Origin of the sequence: Roseibium suaedae (genome assembly GCF_900142725.1) — a bacterium.
GTDB lineage: Bacteria > Pseudomonadota > Alphaproteobacteria > Rhizobiales > Stappiaceae > Roseibium > Roseibium suaedae.
This window is the reverse complement of the sequence record NZ_FRBW01000005.1, coordinates 95,561-111,106: the sequence shown is the minus strand read 5'-3', so window position 1 is coordinate 111,106 and position 15,546 is coordinate 95,561. Positions and strand designations below refer to the sequence as shown.

Genomic DNA, 15,546 nt, shown 5'->3' with positions numbered 1-15,546 from the left:
TAAGATGGGTGCTTTGCTCGCCATTGTTGCTGTTGTTGTGCTGATGATGCTCGGCGTTCCCGTCGTGTTTTCCTTCGCCGCGATGACCCTGATCCTGTCCATTCTCTATGACGTGGACATTTCCTCTCTCATGACGACCGGCTTCTGGTCGGTAAACTCGGTCATTCTCGTTGCGCTGCCGCTGTTCGTGATGACCGGTTATCTGATGCAATCCGGTGGCATCGCTCACCGGCTGGTGGCCTTCGTCGAGGCGCTGGTGGGCAAGTCGCGCAGTGGCATGGGCACTTCCATGGTGGTGGCCTGCGGTGTTTTCGGCGCGATCTCCGGAACGGCGTCTGCAGCGGTCGCCTCGATCGGGTCGATCATGATCGAACCGATGGAACGGCATGGCTACAATCGGGGCTACACCAGTGCGCTGCTCGGGGTGTCCTCTCTGCTTGGCCTTCTGATCCCGCCAAGCATTACGATGATCCTCTACGCCGTGGTCACTCGTCAGTCGGTTGCTGCCTGCTTTCTGGCAACAATCGGCCCGGGCATCCTGCTGATGATCCTGCTGGCCATCCTGAACTCCATCCATGTGCGCCGCCATCTTGGTGGCAATGATGAAAAGATGCCGCTTGGCGAGCGTATGCGGGAAACCGGCAAGACGGGGTTCTATGCCATTCCGGCCCTGATGCTGCCCGTGATCATTCTCGGTGGTATCTATGGCGGTGTCTTCACACCGACGGAAGCGGCAGCGGTTGCCTTCGTCTATGCGGTTCCGGTCGGTCTCTTCGTCTACCGCGAGCTGGACATGGCCAAGATCGCTCGGGCTGTGATTGATGCAGCGACCACGACGGGTGTGATCATGGTGATCCTGGTCTTCTCCTTCGTCGCCAGCCGTATCTTCACCCTGGAGCGCGTGCCTCAGGAGCTGACCGACATTCTCCTGGACACGTTCAAGAGCCCGATCCTGATCCTGCTGATGGTCAACATCTTCCTGATCCTGGTTGGCATGATCATGGATGACGTCAGTGTCATTGCCATCCTGAGCCCGCTGATGGTTCCGGTCATGGCGAAGATTGGCGTTGATCCGATCCACTTCGCGGCCATCATCGGCACCAGCGTGGTGATCGGTGCAAACAGCCCACCCATGGCACCGATCCTGTTCATGGCTTGCCGGGTCGGTAAGGTCGGCATGTCCCAGGTGATCGGACCGGCGCTCTACTTCATGGTCTTCGCCGCTTTCCCGGTGATGCTGGTCACGACCTACTGGTCTCCGCTGGCGCTGTTCCTCCCGCGTCTACTGGGGTTCATGTAGCCGGGTGATGACAAGACGCCCGGCCGGTTGATCCCGCAGGGGCGGGGCAGCCCGCCGGGCCTCCCAAGACAAGAATACATTTCAACAGCGAGACACGAGACATGTCACCTCGGTTCAAATTGGAGGGTATTTATACCCCCGTCGTCACACCCATGACCAACGCTGGTGAGTTTGACCTGGATGCTCTGTCCGACCTGATCGAGCATCTGGTCAGCTCCGGCGTCCATGGTCTCATCTCCGGCGGCTCCACGGGCGAAAACTATGCGCAGACGGTCGAGGAGCGGCTTGCCCTTGCCAAGTTCACCCATGAACGGCTGAATGGCCGTCTGCCGCTTTTCATCGGCACAGGGGCTATGCGTACGCCGGATTCCATTGCGCTTGCCCAAGGGGCGAAGGAGTTGGGGGCGAGCGGCCTTCTGCTTGGCACGCCGCCTTATTCCGTTCCCACGGAACAGGAAAATGCGCTGAACGCGCTGGCCATCGACCGGGCCGCCGACCTGCCGATCATCCTCTACAACTATCCGGGCCGTATGGGCGTGGAGATGGGCGTGGAGTTCCTGAACCGGGTCGGCAAGTCGCGCAATGTCATCGGCATCAAGGAAAGCTCCGGCGATATTAACCGGGTCCATCTGCTCGCCCGTGACTATCCGCACATTCAGATGTCCTGCGGCATGGACGATCAGGCACTCGAGTTCTTTGCCTGGGGCGCACGGAGCTGGATCTGCGCTGGCTCGAACTTCCTGCCGGAAGAGCATGTCTATCTCTATGAGACCTGCGTTCTCAACGGTGATTTTGCCAAGGGCCGCCGGATCATGTCGGCCATGATGCCGCTCATGCGCGTACTGGAACAGGGCGGCAAGTTCATTCAGTGCGTCAAGCACGGGGTTGAAGTGACGGGTCTGCGCACCGGTCCGCTCCGTCCGCCGCTCAAGGGCCTCAACAAAGACGAAAAACGCGAGCTTGAGCAGGTCATCCGCACGCTCAAGACGACCATTTCAGCGATCAAGGCAGGAAACTGAACCATGTCCGATCTTTTGACCCGCGAAGAATATGAAGCGATCGCGGCCAGCCTGGTGCTGCCGCAGAACGCCTTCATCGATGGACGGTTCCGTCCCGCCATGTCCGGCGACACGTTCGAGACGACCAACCCGGCCACCGGCAAGGTTCTGACCACAATTGCGGCCTGCGGCCCGGAGGATGTCGATCTGGCGGTCGAGAAGGCCCGCGAGGCATTTGAAGATGGCCGCTGGTCCAGGTTGCACCCGGGTGAGCGCAAGGAAGTCCTCATCCGTTTCTGCAAGCTGCTGGAGCGCAACAGCCGCGAACTGGCGGTTCTGGAAAGCATCGATTCCGGCAAGACCATCTATGACTGTGAAACCGTCGACGTTCCGGAGACCATTCACTGCATCAAATGGCATGCCGAACTGATCGACAAGATCTACGATCAGGTCGCCCCCGCTTCCGACAACCACATTGCCATGATCGTGCGTGAGCCGGTCGGTGTCGTCGGTCTGGTTCTGCCCTGGAACTTCCCGCTGCTGATGCTGGCCTGGAAGATCGGTCCTTCGCTGGCTGCTGGCTGCTCCCTGGTGATCAAGCCCGCCGCAGAAACCACGTTGACGGCGCTGCGTGTTGCCGAGCTTGCCTCCCAGGCAGGCCTTCCGGACGGCGTGCTCAATATCGTCACTGGCAGCGGCTCCAAGGTGGGCGAACCTCTTGGCCGCCATCCGGACGTTGACATGGTGTCCTTCACCGGTTCCACGGCAACCGGCCGCCGGTTTCTCAACTATTCTTCCGAGACCAATCTCAAGGAAGTGGTCCTGGAAATGGGCGGCAAGAACCCCTGCATTGTCATGGATGATGCCGAGGACCTGGACGTGACGGCTGCTCATGTCGTGAATGGCGCCTTCTGGAACATGGGCGAGAACTGCTCTGCCGCATCGCGTCTGATCGTCCACAAGGACGTCAAGGACGCGCTGCTGGAGCGTGTCATGGCTCATGCGCGGGAATGGAATGTCGGCGATCCGCTGGATCCGTCCATCCGCGTCGGAGCGCTCGTGTCGAAGTCTCATTTCGACAAGGTCAGCAGCTATCTCGAGAAGGTGGATGGCGGCAAGGTCATCCTCGGCGGCAAGACCGTCGAAGGGGCTTTCGTCGAGCCGACCATCGTCGATGTCCCGGGCAACAATCACCTGCTCGCCAAGGAAGAGATCTTCGGTCCGATCCTGACCGTGATCACCGTCTCTTCCTTCGAAGAGGCAATTGCCGTTGCCAATGACACCGAATACGGCCTTGCGGCGTCGATTTTCACCAGCAACGTCAAGCGGGCCATCCGTGGTGCGCGTGCGCTGCGGGCGGGAACCGTCACCGTCAACAGCTTCGGGGAAGGCGATATCTCGACCCCGTTCGGTGGCTACAAGCAGTCCGGTTTCGGCGGCCGCGACAACTCGATCCACGCCCACGATCAATACACCCAGCTGAAGACCATCTGGCTGGATCTGAGCGATCCGGTGGATCAGACCGTCGGCTGAGCCGCTCGACAAAAGCAAAAGACCCAACAGTCTGCGATGCGAAGACAGGCCGGGGCCTATGTGGCTCCGGTCCCCCTCGGCGCACCGCAAGATTGGCTCGAAAACCGCGATCCTGTGTGCATCGCTTTTTAAGGATCTGGCTGCATGAACAAGCACGTAGCCCGGCGTCTTCCTGTGCATCAAGGACCGGCAGGCTGGTCCGCCATTCTTCCCAATTCCCGTGTGCCCCTGCCGATCGATAGGGACACCAACGTGGATATCGCAATCGTAGGCGGCGGCTTCGCCGGTCTGACGGCTGCCCATTGGCTCCATCGCCATGACCCGTCGATCAAGATTGCCGTTTTAGAAGCGGGGCGGGTCGGCGAAGGCTCTGCTGGCCGCAACTCTGGCTTCATGATTGATTTGCCTCATGAACTCACGTCCGAGGATTACGCAGGCGACGAGGCGCAGCGGGACCGTGTGCTAACCACGCTTAACCGCCAGGCAATCGAATTCGCCGGGTCGATTGTGAGCGGCTACGGCATGAGCCCGCATTTCTTCGACCGTTGCGGCAAGATCAACGGCGCGGTTTCCGAAAACGCGCACAAGTCGAACCTGAGCTATGGCGAGCACCTTGCGCATCTCGGCGAGCACAGCGAGCTGCTGGATGCAAAGGCCATGCATGAGCTGACAGGATCGCGCCACTATTTCTCCGGCCTGTACACGCCGGGCACCGTGCTGATCCAGCCGGCAGGCTATGTCCGGGGATTTGCCGCCGGTCTTGAACGGGACGGTGTTCGCATTGCCGAGGAAAGCCCGGTCCGCAGCCTCGAGAAGGAAAGCGGGTCCTGGCGTCTTGAAACCCCGGGCGGCACGGTTCGTGCCGGCAAGGTCATTCTGGCAACCAACGGCCATCTGGAGAGTTTCGGCTTCAAGCGTGGACGCCTGATGCACATCTTCCTCTTTGCCGCCATGAGCGCGGAGATGGATGCGGATGCTTTGGCCCGGCTGGGCGGCAAGCCGCGCTGGGGCATCACGCCAGCCGACCCGATGGGCACGACCATGCGCCGCATCGACAGCGGGCAGGGAGGCAATCGAATGGTCACACGCTCCTTTGCCGTCTATCGGCCGGACATGGAGCCGCTGGAGAGCCAGTTCAACCGCGCCCGTCGCGTCATGCGGCAGAAGTTCGACGAGCGCTATCCGCAACTGACGGGCTTCCCGATGCAGTATGAATGGTCGGGTCATCTGTGCCTGTCGTCCAACGGCGTGTCCGTTGTTCAGGAGCTGGAGCCGGGCCTGTTCTCTGCTTGCGTCCAGAACGGCCTGGGCACGACCCGCGGCACGCTTGCCGGGATCGCGGCGGCAGAAATGGCCATGGACAAGACCAGTGAAGTCACGGCCTTTTTCGCGGCAGAGGCAGAACCGCGCCGTCTGCCGCCGGAGCCTTTCGGCAGCCTCGGCGCCAATGCCTATCTGTGCTGGCGCGAACACAAGGCTTCGCGCGAATAAGAACTCGTAAGATCTTGTTCTCGTGAAGGAAATCTTCGAGATGGCGAACTGGTTTCCGTTCGTCTGGCCAATTGTCCCCGGACGCGTATAGTGGGGTTATTCATCAACCTTCCACCTTGGCGAAGACTTGTAAGGGCGCGATGACTAAGCGTAGACGGCTTCCTTCCTTCGGATCTCTGGCAACCTTCGAGGTTGCGGCAAAGCACTTGAGTTTCACCAAGGCTTCAAGCGAGCTGAATGTCACTCAGGCTGCCGTCAGCCAGCACATCCGGCTGCTGGAGCAGAGCCTGTCCTGCAAGCTGTTTCATCGCAACACCGAAGGCCTGGAACTGACCTGGGAGGGGGAATATCTTCTTCACTCGGTAGCGCAAGGTCTGGATGTCCTCAGCAACTCCATCGAGGCCCTGACCGGCACCCAGTCACGCGACACCATCACGATCTCGGCGACTACCGGTGTTGCTTCCCTCTTCTTGCTGCCGATCATCTCCAGCTTTCAGGAGCAGGCGCCGGAAGTCGAGGTCATAGTTCTGGCTTCGGATGAAGACGACTCCTTGCGCAAATACGAGAACGTTGATTTTGCCTTCGTCTGCGGCAATGAGCGGTCTGAAGTCGGCAGCAAGATCTATTCCCTGTTTCCGGAAATCGTCCAGCCGGTTTGCAGCCCTTCTTATTACGAGCAGAACGGCCCCTTTCCTGAAGCCGCTGATCTGAACCGGGCCCAGCTTATCCACCTCCACGAAAAACACTGGAGTTCCAAGGCAATCGGCTGGTTGCCCTTGGCTTGGGGCAACTGGTTCAAGGCCAATGGAGCAGAGCTTGAGCGCCAGGCTGGCGGCATGCAGTCGAACAGCTATCCGCTGCTTGTGGATGCAGCCGTTTCCGGCAAAGGCGTTATTCTCGGCTGGAAGCACCTGGTGGCAGGGCATTTGAAGGACGGGTCCCTTTGCTATGCAAGTCCACATGCCTTGCGGGTTGACCGCATGAACTATGTGGAACTCGGAAGCCGCGAAGTTGCGCGCCCCTGGCTGCAACTTTTCCTCGATCTTGTGCTTGCCGAAGCCGAAAAGATCAATGACGGTGAGCCGGGAAGGCCCCCTGTTGGCGCCTCCGGCACGGTCCTTCATACCTATAATCTGACCGGGAAATCCTGATTTCCTCGGTGCCGAAGCTTGATCGCCCTAATCGGCGTCCTGCGAAGTGCTGCGCCTGGCCGCTCTGTAGGCCGCAGGTGCCATTCCCTCCAGTTTTGAAAAGGTCCGGCTGAAATGAGCGGCATCGCTGAAGCCGGTCGTGTGGGCGATATCGGTGATGGTCCGGTCTGTTCTCTCGATCAGGGATTTGGCCCGGGCAAGCCGGATCCGTTGAGCCGTTGCAGAGGGTGACAGTTTCAGGGCTGACTGGAAATGCCGCTCGAGACTGCGGCTGCTGACCCCGAGGGATTTTGCCAATTCGCTGGTTGAATAGGGGTTCTGGAGACGCTGTTGAATCCGGAGCAAAGCCTTGCGCACGATCGGATCCTGGGTGCGCAACTCAAGCGGAAGTCCTGGCTGCGGGTTCTCGGCAACCTGAGCCTCATCGATGATCATGATATGCAGGCTTTTTTGCGCTGCCGCCCGGCCGAGATGCCGGTCGACAAGAAAGGCTGCCAGATGGGAGGAACTGGCTCCTCCGGCGCAGGTCAGCCTGTCTCTGTCGGCGACGAAGATCTGGTCCGAGATTGGTGTAAGCCCCTCGAATTGCTCCAGAAAATCTTCATGATGGAACCAGCTCACGCAGCACTTGTAGCCATCCAGGAGACCTGCTTCGTGCAGCAGGAAGACGCCGGTGCACAGACCGACGAGCGGAACACCGCTTTCGGCAGCCAATCTGAGGAAATCCATGTATTCCGGGCCGATCCGGGATTGCTCGTTCAGGAGGCCGCCAACCAGAACGATGTAATCGTAGTCTTTCGGGCGGCTCAAAGGGGCGTCTGGGCGTATCTCGATCCCCGAGCTGGAGCGGGCCGGATGGCCAGTATCGGACAGGACCTGCCATTGGCATCTGATCGGCCGCGACCTGTCATCATCGTCTGCCGCCAGGCGCAGAATATCGACAAAATTGGCGAAGGCCGAGAGCGTGAATCTCGGGGCAAGAATGAAACCGACGCGAAGCTTGGGTATCCTTGGGGCCTTCATGGTCTGCATTCTCTGCCGATGGCGCAAAATTACAAGATGAATGACGCATATATACAATAGGTTTTTCTGGAAAGATTTTTAATGGGCTAAAGAAGACATCTTGTGGGGTCGCGTGCCATGACGCATTTTTCCGCCTGGTCCTTGTTGAAGAACGCCCTCTCCGGGCACAAAAACTGGTCTGAGCAATGGCCCGACAGTGAGCCCAAGGCCGAGTATGACGTGATCATTGTCGGTGCGGGCGGACATGGCCTGGGGGCCGCGCATTATCTGGCCAAGGAACATGGGATCACCAATGTTGCGGTCATCGACAAGGGATGGCTGGGCGGCGGCAATACGGGCCGCAACACCACCATCATCCGCTCCAACTATCTTTATGACGAGAGCGCGCGGCTCTACGACCATGCTTTGGATCTGTGGGAAGACCTCAGCCAGGAGTTGAACTACAACGTCATGTATTCCCGTCGTGGCGTCATGATGCTGGCGCATACGGTTCATGACGTTCAGAGCTTCCAGCGGCATATCCATGCCAACCGGCTGAACGGCGTCGACAACAAGTGGCTGACCAAGGAAGAAGCCAAGGAATTCTGTCCGCCGCTGAATATCTCCCCGGAAGCACGCTATCCGGTAATGGGTGCCGCACTTCAGATGCGTGCTGGCACGGCCCGTCATGATGCGGTGGCCTGGGGCTTTGCCCGCTCCGCTGCCAAGCGCGGCGTGGACATCATTCAGAACTGCCCGGTTCTCGCGATCCGCCGTGGTCCTGACGGGGCGGTCGAAGGTGTTGAAACCGCCAAGGGGTTCATCCGCGCCAAGAAGGTGGCGGTGTCTGCGGCCGGCCACACCAGCGTGGTGATGGAAACGGCGGGCCTGCGCATGCCGCTGGAAAGCTATCCGTTGCAGGCGCTTGTGTCCGAACCGGTCAAGCCGATCTTCCCTTGCGTCGTCATGTCCAACTCGGTGCATGCCTATATCAGCCAGTCCGACAAGGGCGAGCTGGTGATCGGCTCCGGCACTGACCAGTACACGAGCTATTCCCAGCGGGGTGGTTTGCCCCTGATTGAGCATACTGTGGCGGCCATCACCGAGATCTTCCCGATCTTCAACCGCATGCGGATGCTGCGCAAGTGGGGCGGCATCGTGGATGTGACCCCGGATCGCTCGGCCATTCTCGGCAAGACCCCGGTCAAGGGGCTCTATGTGAACTGCGGATGGGGGACCGGCGGCTTCAAGGTAACACCTGGTGCGGCCCACACTCTTGCCTGGACCATCGCCAAAGACGAGCCGCACCCGATCAACGCGCCTTTCACGCTGGATAGGTTCACGACCGGCCGGCTGATTGACGAAGCGGCTGCCGCCGCCGTTGCGCACTGAGGAGGAACCGATGCTTCTCATCCGATGCCCTTACTGTGAAGAAACCTTGCCCGAAATGGAATTCACCTATGCCGGTGAAGCTCATATCGTGCGGCCGGAAAACCCCTCGGACATGTCCGACGAAGCCTGGCGGGATTTTCTGTTCATCCGCAGCAACGTGAAGGGACCGCATTTCGAGCGCTGGCGCCACAGCCATGGCTGCGCGCGCTTCTTCAACGCAGTGCGCGACACTGTGTCGGATCGTTTCCTGACGACCTACAAGGCCGGTGAGCCTCGTCCGGATCTTGCTTCCCTGCTCAGCGCGGCTGGCCAGTCGGAGTCTGAAAAATGACCAATTTCCGCGTTCCGGGCCGTGGCCGGGTTCAGCACGGCAAGCCCGTGACCTTCACCTTCGACAGCAAAACCTTCCGCGGTCTTGAAGGGGATACGGTCGCCTCTGCACTGCTGGCCAACGGCGTTCACCTGATGGGCCGCTCGTTCAAGTATCACCGTCCGCGTGGTCCCGTCTCTGCCGGATCCGAAGAGCCGAACGCGCTCGTTGGCACGCGCCGTGGCAAGGGGCAGTTCGAGCCGAACACCCGTGCGACCGTGCAGGAGATCTGGAACGGTCTTCAGGTCAACAGCCAGAATAAGTATCCCAGCCTCAAGTTCGACATTGGCGCGGTCAATGACCGGGCGTATATGCTCTTTTCCGCAGGCTTCTACTACAAGACCTTCATGTGGCCGAAGTCCTTCTGGGACAAGGTCTATGAGCCGTTCATCCGCTCTGCGGCAGGCCTTGGCGTGTCTCCGAGCGAGCCGGATCCGGATCATTATGCCTCCCGCTACCTGCACACGGATGTGCTGGTCGTCGGCGCGGGCCCTGCCGGACTTGCTGCGGCCCGCAGCGCGGCATCTGCCGGTCTGCGTGTGACCCTCGTGGATGAGAACGCCGAAGCCGGTGGCACGCTGCTCAGCGAGCCGCAGGTCGAGATCAATGGTCAGCCGGCCTGGACCTGGCTTGCAAGTGAACTGGCGGAGCTGGAAAAGCTCGGCGTTCGGATCATGACGCGCACCACGGCCATCGGCTATTACCATCAGAACATGGTCGGCCTGTGCCAGAAGCTCACCGATCATCTGAAGACGCCTGATGCGGCCACGCCGCGCGAGCGCCTGTGGCGGGTTCGCGCCGGTCAGGTCATCCTGGCTCAGGGCGCATTGGAAAAGCCGCTGGTGTTCGATGGCAACGACCGTCCGGGCGTCATGCTTGCAGGGGCTGCACAGACCTATCTCAACCGCTACGGCGTGCGTGTCGGCAGCCGTGCAGTCGTCGCGACCAGCCACGACAGCGCCTGGTACGCCGCATTTGATCTGGCGGAAGCGGGCACATTTGTCGAAGCGATCGTCGACACACGGCAGGAACCGCGCAGCGATCTGGTGACTGAAGCCAAGCGGCGTGGCATCACGGTGCTTGCCGGTTATACTGTGACCGGAACCTCAGGCCGTCTGCGCGTCAGCAGCGTAAGGGTCAACAAGGTTCAGAACGGCAAGGTGCTGGAAGCGGAAACGCTGACCTGTGATTGCCTGCTGATGTGCGGCGGCTGGACACCCTCCCTGCATCTCTTCTCCCATACCAAGGGCAGCCTGCAGTGGGATCCGGAAGCACAGACCTTCCTGCCGGACCGCAAGACCGAAGACTGCCAGATTGCCGGTGCTGGCCGCGGGCTCTGGGGCATTGAGGCGGCTCTGACCGACGGCCGGGACATGGGCGCTGCCTGTGCCAAGGCGCTCGGCAAGTCCCCGGCGGTGGCCTCCGTTTCTGTCGGCAACGACCGTCCGGGTACGGGTGTCAGCCATACCGAACTGCCGACCGACCTGAACCCGGGCAAGGCCCGCGCCTTTGTCGACTATCAGAATGATGTCACCGCGAAGGATCTGCGTCTCGCCGTGCGCGAAGGCATGCGGTCGATAGAGCATGTGAAGCGCTACACCACCAATGGTATGGCGACCGATCAGGGCAAGATGTCCAACATCAACGGTCTGAACATTGCCGCCGATGCCCTCGGAAAGCCTCAGCCGCAGGTGGGTCTGACGACCTTCCGTCCGCCCTACACGCCGACGACTTTCGGGGCTCTGGCCGGATATCACCGCGGCGATCATTTCGAGGTAACCCGCAAGACGCCGATCGATGGCTGGGCTGAGGCCCATGGCGCGGTCTTCGAGCCGGTCTCCCAGTGGCGCCGTGCCTGGTACTTCCCGAAGCCCGGTGAAGACATGGAAGAGGCGGTTTCCCGCGAATGCCGCGCCACCCGTGCGTCGCTCGGCATCTTTGATGCTTCCACCCTCGGCAAGATCGAAGTGGTTGGTCCGGATGCGGTCGAGTTCATGAACCGCATGTACACCAACCCCTGGACAAAGCTGGCACCGGGCCGGACCCGCTATGGCCTGCTTCTGGGCGATGACGGTTTCATCCGCGATGACGGTGTCATCGGCCGCCTGACCAATGACCGTTTCCACATCACCACGACGACCGGCGGTGCCGCGCGCGTGCTGAACATGATGGAAGACTATCTGCAGACGGAATGGCCGGATCTGAAGGTCTGGCTGACCTCTACCACTGAACAGTGGTCGACCATTGCGCTCAATGGCCCGAACGCCCGCAATCTTCTGGAGCCTTTCGTGGAAGGTCTGGATCTGTCGGACGAAGCCTTCCCGCACATGTCGATCGCCGAATGCACGGTGGCAGGCTTCCCGTCCCGTCTGTTCCGTGTCAGCTTCACCGGCGAGCTTGGCTTCGAAGTCAACGTTCCGGCCCGCTATGGCCGGGCGCTCTGGGAAAAGCTGTTCGAGGCAGGCCAGAAATACGACATCTGCCCTTATGGCACGGAAACCATGCACGTTCTGCGCGCCGAAAAGGGATACATTATTGTCGGCCAGGACACGGACGGCACGGTGACCCCCTATGACGCCGGCCAGGGCTGGGCAGTCGGCAAGACCAAGCCGGACTTTGTCGGCAAGCGCGGTCTGGCCCGTCCGGATCTTGCCGCCGAAGGCCGCAAGCAGCTGGTTGGCCTTCTGACCAAGGATGGCAAGACCAAGCTTGAGGAAGGGGCTCAGATCGTCTTCGATCCGAACCAGCCCATTCCGATGAAGATGGTCGGTCACGTCACGTCCTCCTATCACAGCGTTGCGGCAGGACGGCCGATTGCCATGGCGCTCGTTGAGGGCGGCTATAGCCGGATGGGCGAGACCGTCTACATCCCGATGCCTTTCGGCACCGTCGAAGCGACCATCACCGGGACCGTGTTCTACGATCCTGAAGGTGAACGCCTGAAACTCTGACCTTAGCTGCGGAAACACTGCGATGACTGCACATATCAACCTGTCACAGGCTGGAGTTCTGGCAAAAAGTCTGGCCGCTTCCGTGACGCTTCTCGAGCCTGTGGCGCGGTTTTCCCTGCGCACCGGGGCCGCCGGCCAGGCAAAGCTCTCCGCGGCGCTTGGGCTGACCCTTCCCACGAAGGTTGGCCAGCGTACACAGGCTGGCCAGACTGAAGTTCTGTGTCTGGGGCCAGATGAATGGATGCTTCACACCAGCGAAAGCCTGGCGGGAACCATTCTGCAAGCCTGTGAGAGCGTCTATGCGGACGCTCCCCACAGTCTGACCGAGATTTCCGACCGGGAAGTGACCGTCCGGATCGAAGGCCCGAAGGCGTCAGAATTGCTGACGCTCGGCTGCCCGAGGGATCTGGACAAATTGCCGGTCGGTGAAGCGCGCCGGACCGTCTTTGATGGGGCAACCATCATTCTGTGGCGCGACGCGGCTGAGACCTACCGCATCGATGTCTGGCGCTCCTTTGCGCCGCACCTGATTTCGCTACTTCAGACCGGTTGCGGAGAACTTGCAGCCGAATGATGTGACCGGATAGCTCGAGCCGGCCCTGACTGCCGGGCTCCATTTAGGGACTTATGTTGCATGACTGATCGTATTTCTTCTTCAGCCATCTCCGACGCCGCAGTCGCCAAGGCCGTGGCTCTCGAACTGGAGCGCCAGCAGAACCAGATCGAGCTGATCGCCTCTGAAAACATCGTCTCCAAGGACGTGCTTCTGGCTCAAGGCTCGGTCTTGACCAACAAATATGCCGAAGGCTATCCGGGCCGCCGCTACTATGGTGGCTGCGAGCATGTCGATGAAGTCGAGACGATTGCCATCGAGCGGCTGAAGGAGCTGTTCGGCGCGGGCTTTGCCAATGTGCAGCCCCATTCCGGCGCACAGGCAAACCAGGCGGTTTTCCTGGCTCTGCTGCAGCCGGGCGACCGCATCATGGGCATGTCGCTGGCACACGGTGGCCATCTCACCCACGGATCTCCGGTCACCATGTCGGGTAAGTGGTTTGACGTGGTCTCCTATGAAGTGCGTGAAGACAACCACCTGATCGACATGGAAGCTGTCCGCAAGGTGGCGCTGGAAACCAAGCCGAAGCTGATCGTTGCAGGGGCTTCTGCCTACCCGCGTCACATCGACTTCGCCGGGTTCCGTGCGATTGCCGATGAAGTTGGTGCCTATCTGATGGTCGACATGGCCCACTATGCCGGCCTGGTGGCAGCGGGTCACTATCCGAACCCGGTTCCGCATGCCCATGTGGTGACCTCCACGACCCACAAGACCCTGCGTGGTCCGCGCGGCGGCATCATTCTCACCAATGATGAAGCCCTCGCAAAGAAGTTCAATTCCGCTGTCTTCCCGGGCAACCAGGGCGGACCGCTGATGCATGTGATTGCCGCCAAGGCTGTCGCCTTTGGGGAAGCCCTGCAGCCCTCCTTCAAGGACTACGCTGCCCAGGTCATCACCAATGCCCGTGCGCTTTCCGCTGTCCTGATCGAAGGCGGTCTCGGCATTGTTTCCGGTGGCACCGACTGCCACATGGTTCTGGTCGATCTGCGCCCGAAGGGCGTGACCGGCAAGGCTGCGGAAGCGGCTCTTGAGCGGGCTGGACTGACCTGCAACAAGAACGCCATTCCGTTTGACCCGGAAAAGCCGTTCGTGACCTCCGGCATCCGTCTCGGCACCTCTGCCGGCACGACCCGCGGCTTTGGTGAAGCTGAATTCCGCAAGGTCGGGGAACTGGTTCTGCGGGTGATCGATGCCTTGTCTGCGGATGCGGACGGCAATGCAGATGTCGAGGCAGCCGTACTCGGTGAAGTGCGCGCCCTGTGCGCCGCTCATCCGATCTACGCCTGATCACGCCCATGTTCCTGTCGGTTTTCGACATATTCAAGATCGGCATTGGCCCGTCATCTTCCCATACCATGGGGCCGATGACGGCTGCTGCCCGCTTCCTTGATGCATTGCGGAGCGGGACACAAGGCTATCCGGAGGCCGGGGAACCGGCGTCGGTTACAGTTTCGCTCCATGGCTCCCTTGCCTTCACGGGCAAGGGGCACGCCACGGACCGGGCTGTCATTCTGGGCCTGATCGGCCTGCTGCCGGACACGCTTGATCCGGACGAGGCCGAGCGGCTGGAGTCAGAAGTGCATGCCCGTTGCACCATCGCGCCTCAGGGGCTTGGAACCCTGCAGTTCAATCCGGCAACCGACCTGATTTTCGACTATGGCCCGCCTCTGGAACTCCATGCCAACGGTATGATCTTCCGGGCCTTCGATGCGGCAGGAACCCTCTGCCACGAGGAAACCTATTATTCGATTGGCGGTGGCTTCGTGCTGTCCCATGCTGAGCTTCTCAGTGACCGGGAGGGGAGGCCTAACTCTCTACGGGATGAAAAGGAAGCCAAGCAGTTTCCTTTCCCATTCGGCACGGCGAAGGAAATGCTGGAGATGGGCGCTGCCTCTGGCAAGTCCATCGCAGAGATGAAGCGCGCCAATGAGCAGGTCATTCATGGCGAGGATCTGGAAGCCAAGCTGAAGCTGGTTCTGGAGGCCATGGACGGATGTGTCGAGCGCGGCCTGCGCTGTGACGGCATTCTGCCCGGCGGTCTCAAGGTGCGCCGGCGCGCCAAGGCCATCTTCGCGCAACTGACCGACGAGCGCGGTCATAATTTCGGTCAGCCGCATGTGGTCAATGATTGGCTGAGCGTTTACGCCATGGCGGTCAACGAGGAAAACGCGGCTGGCGGCCGGGTTGTCACCTCGCCGACCAATGGCGCCGCCGGGGTCGTGCCTGCTGTGCTCCGCTATTACCGCGACCATTGCAGGGGGGCGAATTCAGCCGGGGAGCGGGATCTTCTGCTCGTTGCTGCCGCCGTCGGGGGGCTGATCAAGCACAATGCCTCGATTTCAGGAGCCGAAGTTGGCTGCCAGGGGGAGGTAGGGTCGGCCTCAGCCATGGCAGCGGCCGGGCTTTGCGCTGCTCTCGGTGGATCCAATGAGCAGATTGAAAATGCGGCGGAAATTGCTCTCGAACATCACCTGGGCATGACCTGCGATCCGGCAGCGGGCCTCGTTCAGGTTCCCTGTATCGAACGCAATGCGCTTGGCGCCATCAAGGCCGTATCTGCGGCGAGCCTGGCGCTGCGCGGTGACGGGCAGCATTTCATGCCGCTGGACAATTGCATCGAGGTGATGCGCCAGACCGGCCATGACATGAACCTGAAATACAAGGAAACCTCGACCGGCGGCATAGCGGTCAACATTCCGGAGTGCTGACGCGTGATCTCAGATTGGTTCGAAAGGCCCTGGAGGA

The 15,546-nt window shown here is 60.7% G+C and carries 12 protein-coding genes; 11 read left to right on the top strand and 1 reads right to left on the bottom strand.

All coding sequences use genetic code 11. The annotated features are described in order from the left end of the window. Positions 1–4: 4 nt before the first annotated feature. From BUA94_RS19355 to BUA94_RS19335, 5 genes are all read left to right on the top strand, one after another. Positions 5–1,300, top strand: coding sequence for a TRAP transporter large permease (locus BUA94_RS19355; protein WP_073015012.1), 1,296 nt, complete (start codon positions 5–7; stop codon positions 1,298–1,300). A 101-nt stretch (positions 1,301–1,401) separates the two neighbouring features. Continuing rightward, positions 1,402–2,319 carry a dihydrodipicolinate synthase family protein gene (locus BUA94_RS19350; protein ID WP_073015011.1) on the top strand — a complete coding sequence of 306 codons (918 nt, stop codon included), beginning with the start codon at positions 1,402–1,404 and terminating at the stop codon, positions 2,317–2,319. A 3-nt stretch (positions 2,320–2,322) separates the two neighbouring features. After that, the gene (locus BUA94_RS19345; RefSeq protein ID WP_073015010.1) at positions 2,323–3,831 is read left to right on the top strand and encodes an aldehyde dehydrogenase; all 1,509 of its coding nucleotides are present in this window, start codon (positions 2,323–2,325) and stop codon (positions 3,829–3,831) included. Between the two features lie 144 nt (positions 3,832–3,975). Further along, positions 3,976–5,322 (top strand): NAD(P)/FAD-dependent oxidoreductase, encoded by a 1,347-nt coding sequence (locus tag BUA94_RS19340; RefSeq protein ID WP_073015009.1) that lies wholly within the window; start codon positions 3,976–3,978, stop codon positions 5,320–5,322. Positions 5,323–5,462: 140 nt separating this feature from the next. Then, positions 5,463–6,473 carry a LysR substrate-binding domain-containing protein gene (locus BUA94_RS19335; RefSeq protein WP_073015008.1) on the top strand — a complete coding sequence of 337 codons (1,011 nt, stop codon included), beginning with the start codon at positions 5,463–5,465 and terminating at the stop codon, positions 6,471–6,473. A 27-nt stretch (positions 6,474–6,500) separates the two neighbouring features. Here BUA94_RS19335 and BUA94_RS19330 read toward each other — a convergent pair whose 3' ends face one another. Continuing rightward, a complete protein-coding gene (locus tag BUA94_RS19330; protein WP_073015216.1) occupies positions 6,501–7,496 on the bottom strand; it encodes a GlxA family transcriptional regulator in 996 nt (331 codons plus the stop codon). 117 nt (positions 7,497–7,613) lie between these two features. On the opposite strand from BUA94_RS19330, the gene BUA94_RS19325 reads away from it, so the two are divergent. From BUA94_RS19325 to BUA94_RS19300, 6 genes are read left to right on the top strand one after another with little or no spacing between them, the layout of a single operon-like run. Further along, complete coding sequence (locus tag BUA94_RS19325; protein WP_073015007.1) at positions 7,614–8,867, top strand: sarcosine oxidase subunit beta family protein; 1,254 nt, start codon at positions 7,614–7,616, stop codon at positions 8,865–8,867. 10 nt (positions 8,868–8,877) lie between these two features. Then, a complete protein-coding gene (locus tag BUA94_RS19320) occupies positions 8,878–9,198 on the top strand; it encodes a sarcosine oxidase subunit delta (RefSeq protein ID WP_073015006.1) in 321 nt (106 codons plus the stop codon). After that, positions 9,195–12,188, top strand: a complete 2,994-nt coding sequence (locus BUA94_RS19315; protein ID WP_073015005.1) for a sarcosine oxidase subunit alpha — start codon at positions 9,195–9,197, stop codon at positions 12,186–12,188. Before BUA94_RS19320 ends, BUA94_RS19315 begins: the two co-directional genes overlap by 4 nt. A gap of 22 nt (positions 12,189–12,210) precedes the next feature. Next, the gene (locus BUA94_RS19310; protein WP_073015004.1) at positions 12,211–12,762 is read left to right on the top strand and encodes a sarcosine oxidase subunit gamma; all 552 of its coding nucleotides are present in this window, start codon (positions 12,211–12,213) and stop codon (positions 12,760–12,762) included. A 60-nt stretch (positions 12,763–12,822) separates the two neighbouring features. Further along, positions 12,823–14,088 (top strand): serine hydroxymethyltransferase, encoded by a 1,266-nt coding sequence (glyA, locus tag BUA94_RS19305; RefSeq protein ID WP_073015003.1) that lies wholly within the window; start codon positions 12,823–12,825, stop codon positions 14,086–14,088. An 8-nt stretch (positions 14,089–14,096) separates the two neighbouring features. Beyond that, the gene (locus BUA94_RS19300; protein ID WP_073015002.1) at positions 14,097–15,509 is read left to right on the top strand and encodes an L-serine ammonia-lyase; all 1,413 of its coding nucleotides are present in this window, start codon (positions 14,097–14,099) and stop codon (positions 15,507–15,509) included. Positions 15,510–15,546 lie beyond the last annotated feature (37 nt).